Below are 17,828 nucleotides of genomic sequence, written 5' to 3'. Positions count from 1 at the left end.
ACAATTGGGTGGCATGGCGCGCGCTCAGACGGTATCAGGGATGCAACTATCCTTGCCTGATGGATTTTTCATGCCCCGCACCGGACATTCAATCGCCCGCACCGCCCGCCCGCCTTTCGCACACGGCACCCTGTCCGCATGGCAGTTTCCTACCATGCCAAAGCAAAGTCTGAGCTGAGCGCCATGCAGATCGACCCCACCGACCTTCCCGACGTGCTGATGGTGACGCCCCGCCGCTTTGGCGACGATCGTGGCTGGTTCAGCGAGACATTCAATGCTGCGCAGATGGCCGCTGCAGGAATCGACATTCCTTGGGTGCAGGACAATCATTCGTTGTCCGCGGCCAAGGGCACGCTTCGCGGCCTGCATTATCAGCGCCCACCCCACGCTCAGGACAAACTGGTGCGCTGCTCACGTGGCGCGATCCTGGACGTGGCAGTGGATTTTCGCGAGGGGTCGCCGCATTTCGGGCGCTGGGTCTCGGCCGAGTTGTCGGCTGAAAACGGGCGCCAGATATTTGTGCCAAAGGGCTTTCTGCACGGTTTTCTGACCCTGAGCGACAATACCGAGGTGCAGTATAAATGCAGCGACATCTACGCGCCCGATTGTGATGGTGCCGTCGCGTGGGACGACCCTGATATTGGCGTCGACTGGGGCGTTTTGCAGCCAGTGCTTTCGGACAAGGATCGCAATGCGCCGCGTCTCGCCGATGCGCCACGCCCGTTTCGCTGGGACGGCGCGCGATGAAGATCCTCGTGACAGGCGGCGCGGGGTTCATCGGCTCCGCCGTGGTGCGCCAAGCGGTGGCACGCGGGCACGGCGTGGTCAACGTTGATTGCCTGACCTATGCCGCATGCCTCGAAAACGTCGCGCCGGTGGCCGACGATCCGCTCTATGCATTTGAGCAGGTAGATATTCGCGACCGCGACGCGCTGAACCGGATCTTTGCAGATCATCGGCCTGATACTGTGATGCACCTCGCGGCCGAGAGCCATGTAGACCGCTCTATCGACGCGCCCGGCGCGTTCATCGACACCAACGTAACCGGGACCTACAATATGCTGGAGGCCGCGCGCGCCTATTGGATTGAGGCGGACAAGCCCGCAGGCTTTCGTTTTCACCATATCAGCACCGATGAGGTCTATGGCTCGCTGCCCGCCGATCCGAAAGTCCTGTTCACCGAGGACACGCCATATGATCCGCGCAGCCCCTATTCGGCGTCCAAGGCATCGTCGGACCATTTGGTGCGGGCGTGGTTCGAAACCTACGGGCTGCCCACGCTCATCACCAACTGCTCGAACAATTACGGGCCTTACCACTTTCCCGAAAAGCTGATCCCGGTGATCATCCTCAATGCGCTGGCAGGCAAGGCGCTGCCGATCTACGGCGACGGATCGAACATTCGTGACTGGCTATTTGTCGAGGATCACGCCGATGCGCTGCTGACAGTGTTGGAACGCGCCGCGCCGGGCACCACCTACAATATTGGCGGCGAGAATGAGCGCACCAATCTGGAGTTGGTGCGCACCCTCTGCGACATCTTGGATGAAAAACAGCCCAAGACGAAGGGCACCTACGCCGATCAGATCACCTTCGTCACCGACCGACCCGGCCATGACGCGCGCTATGCGATCGACCCGTCGCGCATTCGCGCCGATTTGGGCTGGCGGCCCAGCGTCACGATCGAAGAGGGGTTGGCGCGCACGGTCGATTGGTATCTGGCGAACGAGGATTGGTGGCACCCGCTGCTGACCCGCGCCGGCGTGGGCAAGCGGCTGGGAACCGGCACATGAGGCTATTGGTTTTCGGCCAGACGGGCCAGGTCGCACGGGAACTGGCGCGCCGCGCACCTGAGGCCACGTATCTGGGGCGTAGCGAGGCAGACCTGTCTGATCCTGCCGCCTGCGCTGCTGCTATCAAGCAGCATCGCCCGGATGCCGTCATCAACGCCGCCGCTTGGACCGCCGTCGACAAGGCCGAGAGTGATGAGGCCGCAGCTACCATCGTCAATGGCGACGCCCCCAAGGCGATGGCCCGCGCCTGTGCTGCGCTGAGCATCCCGATGGTGCATATATCGACCGACTACGTCTTTGACGGCGGGGATGGCGCGCCCTTTGCGCCGGATCACGCCACTGCGCCACTCGGGGCCTATGGCCGCTCCAAGCTGGCAGGCGAGGTCGGCGTACGCACGGAATTGCCCGGCAATCACATCATTCTGCGCACCTCTTGGGTGTTCTCGGCCCATGGTGCGAATTTTCTCAAGACGATGCTGCGTTTGGGCAGCGAGCGCGACAGTCTTACGGTGGTCGCAGACCAGATCGGCGGACCGACTCCGGCATCGGCTATCGCAGAGGCCTGCCTGACCTGCGTGGCAAAACTAAACGAGGATCCGGGCCTGAGCGGTACCTATCATCTCTCAGGCGCGCCTGACGTCTCATGGGCCGATTTCGCGCGTGCTATCATGGCTAAGGCCGGGCTGACCTGCCGCATCGACGACATCCCCAGCAGCGATTACCCGACCCCGGCGCGCCGCCCCGCCGACAGCCGAATGGACTGCGCCACGCTGACACAGCTTGGCCTGACGCGCCCCGATTGGCGCCAAGGCATGGCCGCTGTCATCGCAGAACTTGGAGAAAGTGCATGAAACGCAAGGGCATCATTCTGGCAGGCGGGTCCGGCACGCGGCTCTATCCGATCACGATGGGCGTGTCTAAACAGCTGCTGCCGATCTATGACAAGCCGATGATCTACTACCCCCTGTCGGTCCTCATGCTGGGCGGTATCCGCGAGATCGCGATGATCACCACGCAGGACGATCAGCCGCAATTTCAGCGCCTGATGGGCGATGGCAGCCAATGGGGCCTTTCGATTGAATGGATCGTGCAGCCCAGCCCGGATGGCCTCGCGCAGGCCTATGTGCTGGCCGAGGATTTCCTTGATGGGGCGCCATCGGCAATGGTGCTGGGCGACAACATCTTCTTTGGTCATGGCCTGCCGGAAATGCTGGCGGCGGCGGATGCGCAACCTGAGGGTGGCACTGTTTTCGGCTATCACGTCTCGGACCCGGAACGATATGGCGTGGTCGATTTCGACGCCGACGGCACCGTGCGTGCTATCATCGAAAAGCCCGCAGTGCCGCCCAGCAGTTTTGCCGTGACCGGCCTCTACCTGCTGGATGGGCGCGCGCCGGACCTTGCACGTCAGGTCAAACCCTCGCCGCGCGGCGAGTTGGAGATCGTTGATCTGCTGGAATTCTACCGCGCCGAAGGTAGCCTCAAGGTCGAAACCATGGGGCGCGGCTATGCGTGGTTGGATACCGGCACGCATGACAGCCTGATGGATGCGGGCAATTTCGTGCGCACGCTGACCCTGCGCCAAGGTCTCCAGATCGGGTGCCCCGACGAGATCGCGTATCGCGCGGGCTGGATTGACGCGGCCAGCCTGCGTGCGCGCGCGGACCTGTTCAAAAAGAATGCCTATGGCAGTTACCTGTCCGCGCTGCTGGACGACTAGATCGGCGAAAGCGCAAATACCGAGTCTGCCTTGAGCGCTCCAGCCGGCGCTACCAGCCCACGCGCGCTGAGGTCGATCAGATGCGCCAGCACGTTGCGCGTGGCGGCAGGTATCAGTCTGCCCGGCGTGTCCGTATAGATCGCTGCTGCCAGCCCGGCGGCTGTTGCTGGTCCGTGCGTTAGCTGATCAAGGATTGCCGCCTCGCGCGCCGCGCGATGTGCTATCAGCCAATCAAGCCGCGCGGCGGGATCGGTAATTGGCGCACCATGGCCAGAATGCAGAATATGTGCGCCCCGCGCCTTCAACCTGCGGCAGGACGCGACGAACTGCGCCGCGTCGCCATCGGGCGGCGAGACCAGCGAACTGGCCCAGCCCATCACCAGATCCCCGGTGAAGATCGCATCATCCCATGCAAAACACAGATGATTGCCGAAATGACCGGGGGTCCAGATCGACTCGATCTGCCAACCATCGCCGGTGACGAATGCGCCATCGTCCAGGCAGGTATCCGGCGCGAAATTCACATCAACGCCTTCGCCACCCCGGATCATGCCGTCCGCAGCCAGCCGTTCCATGATCGCGCTGCGCCCGGTAGAGGCATCGCCAAAGGCCAGCACCGGCGCGCCGGTTGCCGCCGCCAAAGGACGTGCGCAGGGCGAATGATCGCGATGCGCATGGGTAATCAGGATATGCGTCACATGCTGGCCGGGACCGAGTGCGGCGAGGATCGCGCGCAGGTGGCTCGCATCGTCAGGTCCGGGGTCGATGACAGCGATCCCGCGGGTGCCGACGAGGTAGGTGTTCGTGCCGCGATACGTCATTGGCGATGGGTTCGGCGCTAGTATACGCCTTAGGCCGGACGTCAGCGTCTCGGCCATGCCGGGAACTGGATTGAAATCTGGGGTATCTGGCACAGGTCGGGCGATCCTTGAGCGGGCTTGCCGACGCAGGCTAGCCGCGCCGTTGCGCGGCGTCCAGCGACCAAGCCGGACGGGCAGGGTGCGCGCATCCGCTTGCACCTGCCGCACCGCGTGGCGTAGCGTCGGCCATGATATTTCGATGGCTCAAACGCACCATGCCGCGCGGTCTTTATGGCCGGGCCTTTCTGATCCTGCTGCTGCCGGTGATCTCGCTGCTCTTGGTTGTGTCGATCGTCTCGGCGCAGCGCCTGTTCGAGGGGGTGACGCGCCAGATGACCACGTCGGTCAGCCGCGAGGTGCGCTTGCTGATGAACAGTCCCGATCCCGGGCCTATCGCCTCCGTCTTGGCGATCGCGATCGAACCTGTTGCGCCCGAAGATATCCCACCGCGCAACCTGCGCCAGTGGTATGACGTCACCGGCATCGTGCTGCTGGACGAAATTAACGGCCGTTTGCCCCGGCTGGCCGCGATTGATCTGAGCAACAAGCAACTCGTGAGCCTTTACCTGAACAGCAAGGACGGCCCGATCCGTATGACGATGGACCGGCGTCGATTTTCAGCATCAAACCCACATCAACTATTTGTAAATATGATATTTTTTGGCGTCCTGATGACGCTGATTGCCTACCTCTACCTGCGCAACCAGCTGCGTCCGATCACGCGTCTGGCCCGTGCTGCCGAGGCATTCGGGCGCGGACGCAACGTGCCCTATCGCCCATCGGGCGCGAACGAAGTCCGCGCCGCTGGCAGCGCGTTCCTGGACATGCGCGCCCGGCTCGAACGCCAGATTGAGCAGCGCACGCTGATGTTGTCGGGTGTCAGTCACGATCTACGCACGCCGCTTACCCGGCTCAAGCTGAGCCTAGCGATGCTGGACGATAGCGAAGAGCGCGAGCCGATGCTGCGCGACGTGCGCGATATGGAGCGTCTGCTGGATGCCTTCCTCGATTTTGCGCGCGGCGCGTCCGAAGGCGAGCCCGAGCCAGTCGATCCAGCCGCGCTGATCCGGCACATCGCCGAGGATTGCGCGCGCGCCAATATCCCCGCGACCGTGCATGAGATTACCGGCAGCGGCACCGTGCCACTGCGCCCCGTCGCGATCCGGCGTGCAATCGAAAACCTCATCGGCAATGCCGTGCGCTATGGCAGCCGCGCCGAGCTATCGGTCGCGCTGACCGACCGCGCACTGCGCATCCGCATCGAGGATGACGGCCCCGGCATCCCCGAGAACCGTTTGGAAGAGGCGCTACGCCCATTTGCGCGGCTTGAACCGGCGCGCAATCAAGACAAGGGACCGGGCGTGGGCTTGGGTCTGTCGATCGCCACTGACATCGTGCGCGCCCATGGCGGCAGCCTGCGGCTGGGCCGCTCCGAACGTCTGGGCGGGCTGTGTGCCGATCTGGTGATCGCTCGGTAGGCGTGCGGCGGATGGTCGCCATAATTTAATTGCCGACACGCGCTCTGTCTTAACACCATTGGCTTAACCGTCGACCCGTTGCGGAGGTTTCGGATCAGCGTGCAGGTTCTACGGGTTTCGATCCTACGTGCAGGATACTATGAGGGCGCGCGCTCCGGGATGCTGATCGCGTAGCGTTCAAATATGACCCTAGTAGCCCGTCTGCTTGATGACAGCGCCGATAGTGCGCCACAACACCTTGGCGTCCTGGACAATGGACATGTCCAGATCATAAGCTGCATCCTGCTCCGCGCGGGCGGTGAACGCGCTCTGATTGCGCTGCGAAACCTGCCAATAGCCGGTGATACCGGGCCGTAGGGCAAAATAATGCGCTGCATCACCATAAAGCGGCAGCTGCTCGGGCAGCATGGGGCGGGGGCCGACAAGGCTCATATCGCCTTTCAACACGTTCCAGAGTTGGGGCAACTCGTCCATGGAGGTCTTGCGCAGAAGCGCTCCGAGGGGGGTGATGCGCGGATCGCGCCTTAGCTTTTGGGTGGTGTTCCATTCTTCGCGCAGGGCCGGATCGGCGGCCAGATTCGCCTCTAGCAGGCGGTCGGCGTCATGCACCATGGTGCGCAGTTTGAGGATCGAAAAAATTTCGCCCCCCTTGCCCAGTCGCGCCTGACGGTAAAAGGGCGAGCCGCCTTCGATCCACAACGCTATCGCCGCCGCACCGATCAGCAACAGCGCCAGTGGCGCAGCCAGCATGATCAGCGTGATATCCAGCACGCGTTTGCCGAATGCGCGATAGACGCGGCCGGATCTAGGGGGCGATGGCAGGTGGCTTGTGGAGTCTGGATCTGACTCAGTGCCATCCAACGGGGTGGCGCTGTTCTGACCCGGCCGGACCGCCGGTCGCTGGCGCATCACCCGGTTGTGCGGGAACACAACACGCTGCTGGGACGGCGCAAGATTGATATTCGCATCGGACATGATACACCTCACTTCTCACGTGAATGCGAGGCCCGAGGTCTGCATCCACAAAACTAATTAACTGCCCTAACCATTCGTCCGCGAAGTCTGTGTCCCGCCTGCCCGAATCGGGACAAACAGGCCGCAATCGGAACGGATCGGAGCGGGCTGAAGACGAACAACGTCTTCAATTTGGTATAGTTCCAAGTAACATTTGTCGGTGGTTTTTTCAGAGAATTCGAAAGAAACAGATTGTTTCTGTCCGAAAAGCATCTAGCAGTGGTGTGATAATTTATCACACACGCAACACGTGCGCTCTTATCCTGAATTACCAGACAATATTACCAAACACCCCCCCATTGTTTCGATCAAAGAAACGCGTCGTTAACGCGTCATTGACCATATCAATAGCAGTGACGTTAACGCAACGTTAATTTGAAGGCAGATTCGTGATAAGATCGGAGGTTATCGGGACCGGAAATGACGATTCTGTCGATTCTGAGGCTCAGGTCTAAGGCTTAGGCCTCCGACTGAGCGATGTTACCAGCCCGGTCATCAGGCTGGTTTGGATCAAACCATCATTTCTTTGGTCGCGGTCAGGCGGATGTCTGGATAGTCGCGCTGGACGCGGTCGATATCCCATTGCAGGCGCGTGAGGTAAACGACATCGCCGTCGTTGTCGTGGGCGATATGCGCCTGATTGGCGTCGATGAACGCCTCCAACGCCGCGCGCTCGCCCTGCACCCAACGGGCCGAGGTGAATTGCGATTGCTCGAACCGGACGGGCAGGCCGTATTCCAGCTCGATGCGACTGGCCAGCACCTCAAATTGCAGCTGGCCGACGACGCCCACAATAAAGCCTGAGCCAAAGACCGGCTTGAACACCTTGGCCGCGCCTTCTTCGGCAAATTGCATCAGCGCCTTTTCCAGATGCTTGGATTTCAACGGATCGCCCGCGCGGGCGGTCTGCAAGAGTTCCGGCGCAAAGCTGGGGATGCCGGTGACGCGCAGGGCCTCGCCCTCGGTCAGGGTGTCGCCGATGCGCAGCTGGCCGTGGTTCGGGATGCCGATGATGTCGCCAGCCCATGCCTCGTCCGCCAATTCACGGTCGGAGGCGAGGAAGAGAACCGGATTGGTGATCGTCATCGGCTTTTTGCTGCGCACATGGGTCAGTTTCATGCCACGCTTGAAATGCCCCGACGCCATGCGCAGGAATGCCACGCGGTCGCGGTGCTTGGGGTCCATATTGGCCTGCACCTTAAAGACAAAGCCGGTAACCTTGTCTTCTTCGGGCGCGATCTTGCGCGGCTCGGCCGATTGCGGCTGGGGTTGGGGGCCATAGACTGCGATGCCGTTCATCAGCTCTTTGACGCCAAAGGAATTGATGGCAGAGCCGAACCAGATGGGGGTCATGTGACCTTCCAATACGGCCTGCGGGTCCAGCGTTGGCAGCAATTCGCGCGCCATCTCGACCTCTTCGCGCAGCTTGACGACCAGATCGGCGGGCAGGTTTTCGTCCAGCGCCGGATCATCGAGACCGTTGATTTCGATGCTGGCAGCCACCTTGTTGCGGTCGGCGCGGTCCATCAGCTCCAGCCGGTCGTTCAGCATGTCGTAGCATCCAACAAACTCGCGCCCCGTGCCGATGGGCCAGCTGGCCGGGGTCACGTCGATGGCGAGGTTTTCCTGAATCTCGTCAATAATATCAAAGGTGTCGCGGCTTTCGCGGTCCATTTTATTGCAAAATGTCAGGATAGGCAGGTCGCGCATGCGGCAGACTTCAAACAGCTTTTGCGTCTGGGATTCTACGCCCTTGGCGCCGTCGATGACCATGACGGCCGCGTCGACCGCCGTGAGGGTGCGGTAGGTGTCTTCGGAGAAATCCGAGTGGCCGGGCGTGTCGACCAGATTGAAGCGGAATTCCTTGAAATCGAATGACATGGCCGAGGCGCTTACAGAAATGCCGCGATCCTTCTCCATCTGCATGAAGTCGCTGCGCGTGCGCCGCGCTTCGCCCTTGGCGCGCACCTGGCCGGCCATCTGGATCGCACCGCCGAATAGCAGGAATTTCTCCGTCAGCGTCGTCTTGCCCGCATCGGGATGCGAGATGATCGCAAAGGTGCGGCGGCGCGCAATTTCGCGCGGCAGGTCCGGGCGGTTATCGGGGCGGTTTTGGGCAATGTCCAGCATGGGGGGCGTATAGTGCTACGCGCGCGGGCGCGCAATGGGGCGCTGCACCCCTCAGCGGCGAGGTTCTAACCGATGGAGGCGCTGTGCAATACCTCGGCGGCGTCAGGGCGCGCGACGAGGTGCTGCTGCACTTCGGTTTCAGTGAGCGGTCGATCCGTGTGATCCGGCAGGGCGCGCGCCGTTGCCGCACCGATCCAGCGCAGTGGGCGCAGCACGCAGGCCACCTCGGCAAAGCGGGGGCGCGCGGTGGCCCTATCGATATCGATTAGCGTATATTCTGTGCGCGGTGTCAGTTCGGCGAGGGGCATCGCATACACCCCCTCGACATCGCCCGCGCCATCGACCTCGACCAAAATCAGCAGTTCGATCGTGGCGCCGTTCGTCGTCATCAGTGTCAGCGTCGTGTCCAAATGCACCACATGGCCGGTGGCCCCAACAGGCGATCCCTGCGCGACCGCCAGAGCCCCGCCGCGCCCCGGTTGCACGGTAAGGCGCGCAGGCCGCGCGTGCTGATCCAGCCGATAGACATCGTCAAGGCCCAGCTCGTCCGCGAACGACATTGCATCACCCAGATTCGCGCCATCAACCACAGTGAGGTCGGCGGCGCGAAAAACAGGTAGGGCCTGAACGAAGGCGGTGGTCATCTGCTGTCGCTCCCTAATTGTCGCGTGCGCGTCTGGTACATTGTATAGACCGGCGCTCAGTTTTTCCGTCTGTATGCCACCGTCTGGATTTCGCCTTTTGGTCCTGCGGCGACTGGCTTAGGGTTCGTATTATAATCCGATTGTGGCGCGCTCACGGTCATAATCGGCATATTTAACGGCACTCCCGCGCGGCGGGGCACATCAGAGGAATTTTACATGGATATGGGTCTGAACGGCAAACGCGCACTGGTTTGCGCGTCGTCCAAAGGGCTGGGACTGGGTTGCGCGCGGGCTTTGGCCGCCGAGGGCGTGCATCTGGTGATGAACGCGCGCGGGCAGGATGCGCTGGATGCGGCAGCAGATACGATTCGCGCCGAGTTCGGCGTCGATGTGACGATTGTGGCCTGCGATATCACCACCCAAGAAGGGCAGGCGGCCGTGCTAAAGGCGGCGGGTGATCTGGACATCCTGGTGACCAACGCGGGTGGTCCACCGCCGGGCGTCTGGAGCGACTGGGACCGCGATGATTTCATCGCAGCACTCGACGCCAACATGTTGACGCCCATCGCGCTGATGAAGGCCGTTCTGCCCGGCATGATGGCGCGCGGTTGGGGCCGTGTGGTCAACATTACGTCGCAGTCGGTCAAGGCACCGATCCCGGCACTGGGGCTGTCAAACGCGGCGCGCACCGGCTTGACAGGATATGTTGCTGGAACCGCCCGGCAGGTGGCTGGCAAGGGCGTGACCATCAATAACTTGCTGCCCGGCATCCACGCCACCGACCGCGCCGTGCAGCTGGATACCGGCGTCAGCGAGGCGCAAGGCATTTCGATGCAGGCGGCGCGCGAGCAGCGCTATGCCACCATCCCCGCTGGCCGCTATGGCACGTCTGATGACTTCGGCGCCGCCTGTGCGTTCCTCTGCTCGGTGCAGGCGGGATTTATCGTGGGGCAAAACCTGCTGCTGGACGGCGGCGCGGTTTCCTCGACGATGTAGCACACTGGGCAGCATGCGGGCGCGGTGCCGCTAAGGCGCTTGCATGACCGGCAGGGCGTTGTTATTGGCCCATTCAAGCCGATCCCGACGCTTTCAGTCGGATAGCCGAAAAGGCCCTTCATGTCAGCTCCTGTGCCGAGATTGCAGATCGAGAACCTGAGCCGTCGCTACGACGGCCGGCTGGTGGTCGACGACATCTCGCTGGCAGTGATGCCGGGGCAGGTGACCTGCCTGTTGGGGCCGTCAGGCTGCGGCAAATCCACGACGCTGCGCATGATCGCAGGGGTCGAGACGCAAGATTCCGGCAAGGTACTGGTCGATGGCAAAGTGATTTGCAGCGGCACGGACCGTGTGCCACCTGAACAGCGCCAGATCGGCCTGATGTTTCAGGACTTTGCACTTTTTCCGCATCTGACGGTCGAGGGGAATGTGGCCTTTGGCCTGAATGGCGCACGCGCGGCCATGCAGGCGCGCGTCGCGGAATTGCTGGACCGCGTCGGCATGGGTCATTTCACCAAATCCTTCCCGCATGAGTTGTCGGGCGGCGAACAGCAGCGCGTGGCGCTGGCCCGCGCGCTCGCGCCACGCCCCCGCATCATGCTGATGGATGAGCCGTTTTCAGGCCTCGACAATCGCCTGCGCGACGGCATCCGCGACGAAACGCTTGATATCCTGCGCGAGCAGGACGCGGCTGTGCTGCTGGTCACGCACGAGCCGGACGAGGCGATGCGCATGGCCGACGAAATTGCACTGATGCGCGGCGGGCGCATCGTGCAGCAGGGCGCGCCTTACAATATCTATAACGCGCCGGTGGATCGTGACGCAGTGGCGTTTTTCAGCGATATCAACGTGATACGCGGCACAGTTCGCGGCGCGTTGACCGAAACGCCCTTTGGCCAGTTCCTCGCGCCCGGCGTACCTGACGGCAGCGCGGTCGATATCGTGATCCGCCCGCAGCATATCAAGATCGACTTTGATCGCGCGGGCCGTGGCCCCAACCCTACCGCGCAGGACGGCACCCCGGCGCGCGGCGTAGTGGAGCGGGCGCGCTTTATGGGGTCCGAAAGCCTGGTCGAGTTCCGAATGGATCACGACGGCTCAATCCTCAAGGTGACGGTGCCGAACGTCTTTCTGCCCAACCCAGGCGAGGCGCTATGGCTGATGATCCGCCGCGATCGGTGCTTTGTCTTTCCGGCGCGCGGCTGAGGGCTTCACCGTTCTGAAAATACTCATTTCGGGCGATCGTGACCCGGCGCGCCCGCGCTTTTTTCACAAATCCCCGCGCGGCTGCGCTGATAGCCCTTTTAACCAGCCGCGCCAGCGTTTAGATACGTCCAAGATATCCAAAGCGGGGCCATAAAAAGGCGTCCCGAACTCAGGGAGAATGACATGTTCCAGAATATCGGCCTTCCCGGCCTCCTGCTCATCGCCGTCGTTGTGCTCGTGCTGTTTGGGCGCGGCAAGATTTCGTCGCTGATGGGCGAGGTCGGCAAAGGCATTACGTCCTTCAAGAAGGGCATCGACGAGGGCAGCAAGGAAATCGAGAACGCGGACGCGCAGAGCGACATCGATCACGAGGCTGGCACGCGCGACGTGACCCCCGAGCACAAAGACAAGGTCTGAGGGCCCCATGTTCGACCTAGGCTGGACCGAGCTTCTGGTCATTGGCATCGTGGCGCTGATCGTCGTCGGCCCCAAGGATCTGCCCGGCATGTTCCGCACGGTCGGCCAGTTCATCGGCAAGGCCAAGGGCATGGCGCGCGAATTCTCGAAGGCGATGAACGATGCCGCCGACGAGTCGGGCGTTTCGGGCATGTCCGACACGCTGCGCAAGGCCAGCAATCCCATAGGCTCGGCCATCGATGAGGTGCGCAAAAGCACCAAGAGCTTTACCGAGGCCACCCGCGACGCGGGCAAACCTAAGCCCAAGTCCAAGCTGTCTCCGGAGCGACAGGACGCCAAGGACAAGATCACCGCCCATTCCGCCAAGGCCACGCAAGAGCGGCTGGACCGCGAAAAGGCCGAGGCCGTGGCAGCCAACACCGCCAACTCAGATGCGGCCAAGTCTATCGCACCTGCGCAGGACGGGCCCAAACCCGCACCGGCAGCCAAAACCACCAAGAAGACCGCGCCCAAAAAGGCAACCACCAAGAAGCCGCCAGCTAAAAGAGCTGTGGCAAGCAAGGCCGCCAGCGCACCCAAGGCGAAACCTGCCGCCAAGAAACCTGCCACCAAGACGCCATCGGTCAAGGCCGCCGCGCCTACGGCGAGTGCCAGTAAACCTGCCGCCACAAAATCCGCCGCAGCCAAACCCAAGAGCACCAAGCCAACCGCGAAACCGGCGCGCAAGACCGCCAAGGCGTCCAGCGCGTCCTCTGAGGGCAAGGCATGAGCACGGGCGACGATATCGAGGACAGCAGCGCGCCCCTGATCGAGCATCTGGCCGAGCTGCGCACGCGCCTCATCCACTCGACGCTCTACTTCCTTGCCGGGATGATCATCTGTTTTTCCGTCGCACAACCGATCTTTAACTTCCTGACAGCACCGCTTTGCTCGCAGCTAGCGGAACGGGGGCAGGATTGCGACTTGATCTTTATTAGCCCGCAAGAGGGCTTTTTCGTCGCGATCAAGGTATCGCTGCTGGGCGGTCTGATCCTGTCATTCCCGTTCATCGCCAACCAGATGTGGCGCTTTGTTGCGCCGGGCCTGTACAAGAATGAAAAGGGCGCGTTCCTGCCCTTTATCATCGCGTCGCCGTTCATGTTCATTCTCGGCGCCAGCTTTGCGTTCTTTGTCGTCACACCGCTGGCCTATGACTTCTTCCTTGGCTTCCAGCAATTCGGCACGTCTGGAGAGGTGATCGACGGGGTCGAGGGCGCCGCGCCGCTTAGCGTCGTGTTCCAAGGCTCGGCGCAGGAATACCTGAACCTCACGATCAAGTTTATCGTCGCCTTCGGCCTGTGCTTTCAGTTGCCAGTGCTGCTGACCCTCATGGGCAAGGCGGGCCTCGTCGGTGCCGTGGGCCTGCGCGCGGTGCGCAAATACGCCGTGGTTGGCATCCTGGTGCTGGCCGCGCTGGTGACACCGCCCGACGTCATCACCCAAGGCATTCTCTTTGTCGTGGTCTATGGCCTCTACGAGATTTCCATCCACCTCGTCGCCCGCGTCGAGCGTAAACGCGAAGCCAAGCTGCGCGCCGAGGGCCTGTGGTTCGATGACGAGGAAGAGATGGAAGGCGAGGACAGCCATCCCGAGGATTTCGAGGACGAGGAGCCGCGCGCGTGAGCGACCCGATGGAGCGTATCGCCGCCGCACTGGAGCGTATCAGCCCAGCCCCGCACCCTGCGCCGGATCTGACGGCGCATGACGCCTATGTCTGGCACATCTCGCCCGATCATCTGCAACCGGTGCCCAATGTGGCGCGCGTCGATATGGCGCTGCTGGTCGGTATCGACCGCGCCCGCGACACGCTGCTCGAAAACACCCTGCAATTCGCGCACGGGCTACCTGCGAATAACGCGCTGCTTTGGGGCGCGCGGGGAATGGGCAAATCCAGCCTCGTCAAGGCGGTCCATGCCGAGGTCGTCTCGCAAGGCATGCCCCTGAAAATCGTCGAGCTTCAGCGCGAGGATCTGACCAGCGTCACGCGTCTACTGACGTTGCTGCGCGCCAGTGACGCGCGGTTCATCCTCTATTGCGACGATCTCAGCTTCAGCCATGACGACCATCAGTACAAATCTCTCAAGGCCGTGCTGGATGGCGGCATCGAGGGGCGGCCTGAAAACGTAATTTTCTACGCTACGTCGAATCGCCGCCACCTGATGCCCCGCGACATGATCGAGAATGAGCGCGGGTCAGCCATCAATCCCGGCGAAGCGGTCGAAGAGAAAGTCTCGCTGAGCGACCGCTTCGGCCTGTGGCTGGGCTTTCACGCCTGCGATCAGGACGGCTTCCTGTCGATGGTCCGGGGCTATTGCGACGCGTTCGGGATCGAGATTTCGGACGAGGATCTGCGCGCCGAGGCGATTGAGTGGCAGGCCACACGCGGAGGCCGCTCAGGGCGCGTCGCGTGGCAGTTTGTGACTGATTTGGCGGGACGGCATGGGGTGAAGATCTCGCAATAGGCTGACCACTTGCCGTTCATCCGGACAAATCGGCGCTCCGTCGTAAGATGCTCCGTGGTCAGATACTGAGCGGAACGCTTGGACAAACCACTTCCTAAAGGCGGTGCAGATTTTGCTTGAGCGCCCCGACGCAATCAATCGTCAAGGGTCCGCTCTGAGCCGTTTGTAGACAGCATTTTGGTCTAACAGATGGCTGGGTGATCCCGTATTGGTGGCGCAGCGGAGATAGGTTGTAGAGCATGAGACTAACGCTCGATTGGAATTGCGTTATCGAGGTCGAGGAAGATCGCCCTCAGGCCGCTTACGTGAGAGACTTGATAAATTGCCATAGGCAAGGACAGTTTGAGGTGGCGTTTTTGGCCGCTTCAGCATCTGAGAACTCGAAATCGAAACGTTTCCCTGGCAGCGCCAATCTTTTTAAAGACAGGATCTCAGCACTCGGTTGGCAAGACCTGCCTCTCGTTCCTATGCCGGGAATTTTTGGATTAAGCTATTGGGATTTCTGTTACAACGTTGGGGATAGTGACAGGTTCGAACACGATATGGATGCACTTTGGAGCGCAATCGCTCCTAAGGTTCCAAGAAAACCCTCCGAACATTTGCCTACGGGGGCTGTTCTCACCGACGATGTAATCCAGTCCGAACCACTCTCTAAGTGGAGAAATACATGGTGTGACGTAATTTCGGCATACTCGCACATTCATGACCGCCGAGATGTCTTTGTGACTAACAATACCCGGGATTTCCAGAAAAATTCCAAAATGCTTTCCCAGCTTGGGCTGAAGCACATCTACACACCAGATGAAACACTCGCAGGTTTAGCAAACTTCAGTGGTTTGAACTTATAGCTAATGGCCGCTTCGTCCTGCACAGCAGACACTCTGACAGCTGTCTGGGAGCATATCCAATCGGCCTTTTCGTAGACTAACGCCTGAAAACCTAGCGGTGCGATAGATCCGGTAAAGGGCGGACCGATTGGCCCGCCCTTCCTTTTCTCAACTGCAAGGCTATCAGCCCTTGAGCGCCTTGTTCAGGTTCTCGTCAACCTTCTCCAAGAAACCCATCGTCGTCAGCCAGCTTTGATCGGGGCCGACCAGCAGGGCCAGATCCTTGGTCATGTCGCCCGCTTCGACAGTATCGACGACCACCTTCTCCAATGTCTCGGCAAAATTCGTCAGCGCGGTGTTTCCATCCAGCTTGCCGCGATGCTTGAGGCCGCCAGTCCACGCATAGATCGACGCGATAGAGTTGGTCGACGTCTCTTCGCCCTTCTGGTGTTGGCGATAGTGGCGCGTGACGGTGCCGTGCGCCGCCTCAGCCTCGACCGTCTGGCCGTCGGGGGTCATCAACACGGACGTCATCAGGCCAAGCGAGCCAAAGCCTTGCGCGACCGTATCGGACTGCACATCGCCGTCGTAGTTCTTGCAGGCCCACACGTAGCCGCCGGACCATTTCATCGCGGCCGCCACCATGTCGTCGATCAGGCGGTGCTCGTAGGTGATACCTGCCTCTTCGAACTTGTCCTTGAATTCCTCGTCAAAGATTTGCTGGAACAGCAACATGAACTGGCCGTCGTAATTTTTCAGGATCGTATTCTTGGTCGACAGATAGACCGGCCACTTGCGTTGCAGGCCATAATTCATGGACGCGCGAGCGAAATCCTTGATTGAATCGTCAAGGTTATACATCGCCATGTAGACACCCGAGGAGGGCGCCTTGAACACTTCTTCTTCCATCACGGTGCCGTCGTCGCCGACGAATTTCATCGACAGCGTGCCGGGGCCGGGGAATTTCATGTCGGTCGCACGGTATTGATCGCCGTAGGCGTGGCGGCCGATGACGATGGGTTTGGTCCATCCCGGCACAAGACGCGGCACGTTTTTGCACAGGATCGGCTCGCGGAATACGACACCGCCAAGGATGTTACGGATCGTGCCGTTGGGGCTGCGCCACATCTTTTTCAGGCCGAATTCCTCGACGCGGCCCTCGTCGGGCGTGATGGTCGCGCATTTGACGCCGACGCCGTATTTCTGGATCGCGTGGGCGGCATCGACGGTGATTTGATCGTCGGTCTCATCGCGGGCCATGATGCCCAGATCGTAGTATTTCAGATCGACGTCGAGATAGGGCAGGATCAGCTTTTTCTTGATAAAATCCCAAATGATGCGGGTCATTTCGTCGCCGTCTAGCTCGACGATGGGGTTGTCTACCTTGATTTTGGACATGGGCGGCCTTTCACGTGAGAGGGGCGTTTGATTGCGCGCGTTCTAGCGCAATGGCGTGAGAAATGGAAGGCGTCAGTATACGGCGGTATGCAGAGATCAGCCGTCCTGATCGGCGGCGCGCTGCGCGATGATCTCGTCCATGACGTTCAGCCACAAATCGGTGTCTTGGGCACCTGGCACGGCATGCTGCGCGGCGACGATGAAGGTCGGAACCGAAGTGACGCCCATTTCACGAAATTGCGCGTCGCGGGTGCGGATGGCATCGGAATCGGCATCGCTGGCCAAAAGCCGGGAGATGACGCCGGCGTCCATGCCAAGGCTGTCGGCGATATCGGCCAGCACCTCGGAATCGCCGATATCGCGCCCTTGGGTGAAATAGGCGGCGAACAGCGTCATTGCGGCGGCGTTCTGCTTGCCCTCGATGCCCGCCCAGTGGATCAGGCGATGCGCGTCCAGCGTATTGGGCGTGCGCTGCATTGCCTCAAAATCGATGGAGAGGCCGACGGCCTCGGCCCGTTCTACCACGGGCTTGTAAGCGGCGATGGCTGCATCCTTGCCGCCGAATTTGGTTTCGAGGTAAGCGCGCCGCTCCATCCCGCCCTTGGGCATATCGGGGTTCAACTGAAAAGGGTGCCACTCAACCACGAAAGGGTGGTCAGGGCGCTGCTCCAGAGCGCGGTCCAGCAGTGTCTTGCCGATATAGCACCACGGGCAGATTGGATCTGAAACGATGTCTAGTTTGACCATGTCTGGGGCCTTTCATGCGAGGGGCGTCGCCTTGGTATGCGCAGGCCGATGCCATTGCAAGACGTCACGCCCAAAGCCCCGCAGCGATCCGCCGCAG

General features: G+C 61.2%; 18 protein-coding genes. 12 read left to right on the top strand and 6 right to left on the bottom strand.

Annotated features, from left to right (window positions below; translation table 11 throughout):
• Positions 1 to 183: 183 nt before the first annotated feature.
• Genes rfbC through rfbA form a run of 4 tightly spaced genes read left to right on the top strand, consistent with a single transcriptional unit; the run spans position 184 to position 3,513 of the window.
• Positions 184 to 747 carry a dTDP-4-dehydrorhamnose 3,5-epimerase gene (gene rfbC, locus U3654_RS08255; RefSeq protein ID WP_324755255.1) on the top strand — a complete coding sequence of 188 codons (564 nt, stop codon included), beginning with the start codon at positions 184 to 186 and terminating at the stop codon, positions 745 to 747.
• Positions 744 to 1,793: a dTDP-glucose 4,6-dehydratase gene (gene rfbB / locus U3654_RS08250; protein WP_324754856.1), complete on the top strand. Its 1,050-nt coding sequence runs from the start codon at positions 744 to 746 to the stop codon at positions 1,791 to 1,793. The genes rfbC and rfbB overlap by 4 nt, the downstream gene beginning before the upstream one ends.
• Complete coding sequence (rfbD, locus tag U3654_RS08245; protein WP_324754855.1) at positions 1,790 to 2,644, top strand: dTDP-4-dehydrorhamnose reductase; 855 nt, start codon at positions 1,790 to 1,792, stop codon at positions 2,642 to 2,644. The genes rfbB and rfbD overlap by 4 nt, the downstream gene beginning before the upstream one ends.
• Positions 2,641 to 3,513: a glucose-1-phosphate thymidylyltransferase RfbA gene (gene rfbA, locus U3654_RS08240; RefSeq protein ID WP_324754854.1), complete on the top strand. Its 873-nt coding sequence runs from the start codon at positions 2,641 to 2,643 to the stop codon at positions 3,511 to 3,513. The genes rfbD and rfbA overlap by 4 nt, the downstream gene beginning before the upstream one ends.
• Here the strand turns inward: rfbA and U3654_RS08235 are convergent.
• Complete coding sequence (locus tag U3654_RS08235; protein WP_324755254.1) at positions 3,510 to 4,391, bottom strand: MBL fold metallo-hydrolase; 882 nt, start codon at positions 4,389 to 4,391, stop codon at positions 3,510 to 3,512. The two genes, rfbA and U3654_RS08235, sit on opposite strands and share 4 nt — an antisense overlap.
• A gap of 170 nt (positions 4,392 to 4,561) precedes the next feature.
• On the opposite strand from U3654_RS08235, the gene U3654_RS08230 reads away from it, so the two are divergent.
• Entirely contained in the window at positions 4,562 to 5,851 is a 1,290-nt protein-coding gene (locus U3654_RS08230; RefSeq protein WP_324754853.1) for an ATP-binding protein, read from the top strand.
• A 189-nt stretch (positions 5,852 to 6,040) separates the two neighbouring features.
• On the opposite strand, the gene U3654_RS08225 is transcribed toward U3654_RS08230, so the two are convergent.
• The 3 genes from U3654_RS08225 to U3654_RS08215 form a co-directional block, all read right to left on the bottom strand.
• Positions 6,041 to 6,826, bottom strand: a complete 786-nt coding sequence (locus tag U3654_RS08225; RefSeq protein ID WP_324754852.1) for a sugar transferase — start codon at positions 6,824 to 6,826, stop codon at positions 6,041 to 6,043.
• 549 nt (positions 6,827 to 7,375) lie between these two features.
• Positions 7,376 to 8,995: a peptide chain release factor 3 gene (locus U3654_RS08220; RefSeq protein ID WP_324754851.1), complete on the bottom strand. Its 1,620-nt coding sequence runs from the start codon at positions 8,993 to 8,995 to the stop codon at positions 7,376 to 7,378.
• A 65-nt stretch (positions 8,996 to 9,060) separates the two neighbouring features.
• A complete protein-coding gene (locus U3654_RS08215; RefSeq protein WP_324754850.1) occupies positions 9,061 to 9,639 on the bottom strand; it encodes a hypothetical protein in 579 nt (192 codons plus the stop codon).
• Between the two features lie 216 nt (positions 9,640 to 9,855).
• Between U3654_RS08215 and U3654_RS08210 the strand changes: the two genes are divergently transcribed.
• From U3654_RS08210 to U3654_RS08180, 7 genes are all read left to right on the top strand, one after another.
• Positions 9,856 to 10,635: an SDR family oxidoreductase gene (locus tag U3654_RS08210; RefSeq protein ID WP_324754849.1), complete on the top strand. Its 780-nt coding sequence runs from the start codon at positions 9,856 to 9,858 to the stop codon at positions 10,633 to 10,635.
• 120 nt (positions 10,636 to 10,755) lie between these two features.
• A complete protein-coding gene (locus U3654_RS08205) occupies positions 10,756 to 11,841 on the top strand; it encodes an ABC transporter ATP-binding protein (protein ID WP_324754848.1) in 1,086 nt (361 codons plus the stop codon).
• Between the two features lie 183 nt (positions 11,842 to 12,024).
• On the top strand, positions 12,025 to 12,258 hold the full coding sequence (locus U3654_RS08200) for a twin-arginine translocase TatA/TatE family subunit (RefSeq protein WP_324754847.1): 234 nt from the start codon (positions 12,025 to 12,027) through the stop codon (positions 12,256 to 12,258).
• A gap of 7 nt (positions 12,259 to 12,265) precedes the next feature.
• Positions 12,266 to 13,027 carry a Sec-independent protein translocase protein TatB gene (tatB, locus tag U3654_RS08195; RefSeq protein WP_324754846.1) on the top strand — a complete coding sequence of 254 codons (762 nt, stop codon included), beginning with the start codon at positions 12,266 to 12,268 and terminating at the stop codon, positions 13,025 to 13,027.
• Positions 13,024 to 13,920 (top strand): twin-arginine translocase subunit TatC, encoded by an 897-nt coding sequence (tatC, locus tag U3654_RS08190; RefSeq protein WP_324754845.1) that lies wholly within the window; start codon positions 13,024 to 13,026, stop codon positions 13,918 to 13,920. Before tatB ends, tatC begins: the two co-directional genes overlap by 4 nt.
• 8 nt (positions 13,921 to 13,928) lie before the next feature.
• A complete protein-coding gene (locus U3654_RS08185) occupies positions 13,929 to 14,759 on the top strand; it encodes an ATP-binding protein (protein WP_324755253.1) in 831 nt (276 codons plus the stop codon).
• A 239-nt stretch (positions 14,760 to 14,998) separates the two neighbouring features.
• Positions 14,999 to 15,607, top strand: coding sequence for a hypothetical protein (locus U3654_RS08180; RefSeq protein ID WP_324754844.1), 609 nt, complete (start codon positions 14,999 to 15,001; stop codon positions 15,605 to 15,607).
• A gap of 162 nt (positions 15,608 to 15,769) precedes the next feature.
• On the opposite strand, the gene U3654_RS08175 is transcribed toward U3654_RS08180, so the two are convergent.
• On the bottom strand, positions 15,770 to 16,984 hold the full coding sequence (locus U3654_RS08175; RefSeq protein WP_324754843.1) for an NADP-dependent isocitrate dehydrogenase: 1,215 nt from the start codon (positions 16,982 to 16,984) through the stop codon (positions 15,770 to 15,772).
• 96 nt (positions 16,985 to 17,080) lie between these two features.
• Complete coding sequence (locus tag U3654_RS08170) at positions 17,081 to 17,731, bottom strand: DsbA family oxidoreductase (RefSeq protein WP_324754842.1); 651 nt, start codon at positions 17,729 to 17,731, stop codon at positions 17,081 to 17,083.
• Positions 17,732 to 17,828 lie beyond the last annotated feature (97 nt).

Source organism: Roseovarius sp. Pro17, from assembly GCF_035599575.1.
Taxonomy (GTDB): domain Bacteria; phylum Pseudomonadota; class Alphaproteobacteria; order Rhodobacterales; family Rhodobacteraceae; genus Roseovarius.
The sequence above is the reverse complement of the archived record's forward strand: the minus strand, read 5'-3'. Positions and strand labels throughout refer to the sequence as shown.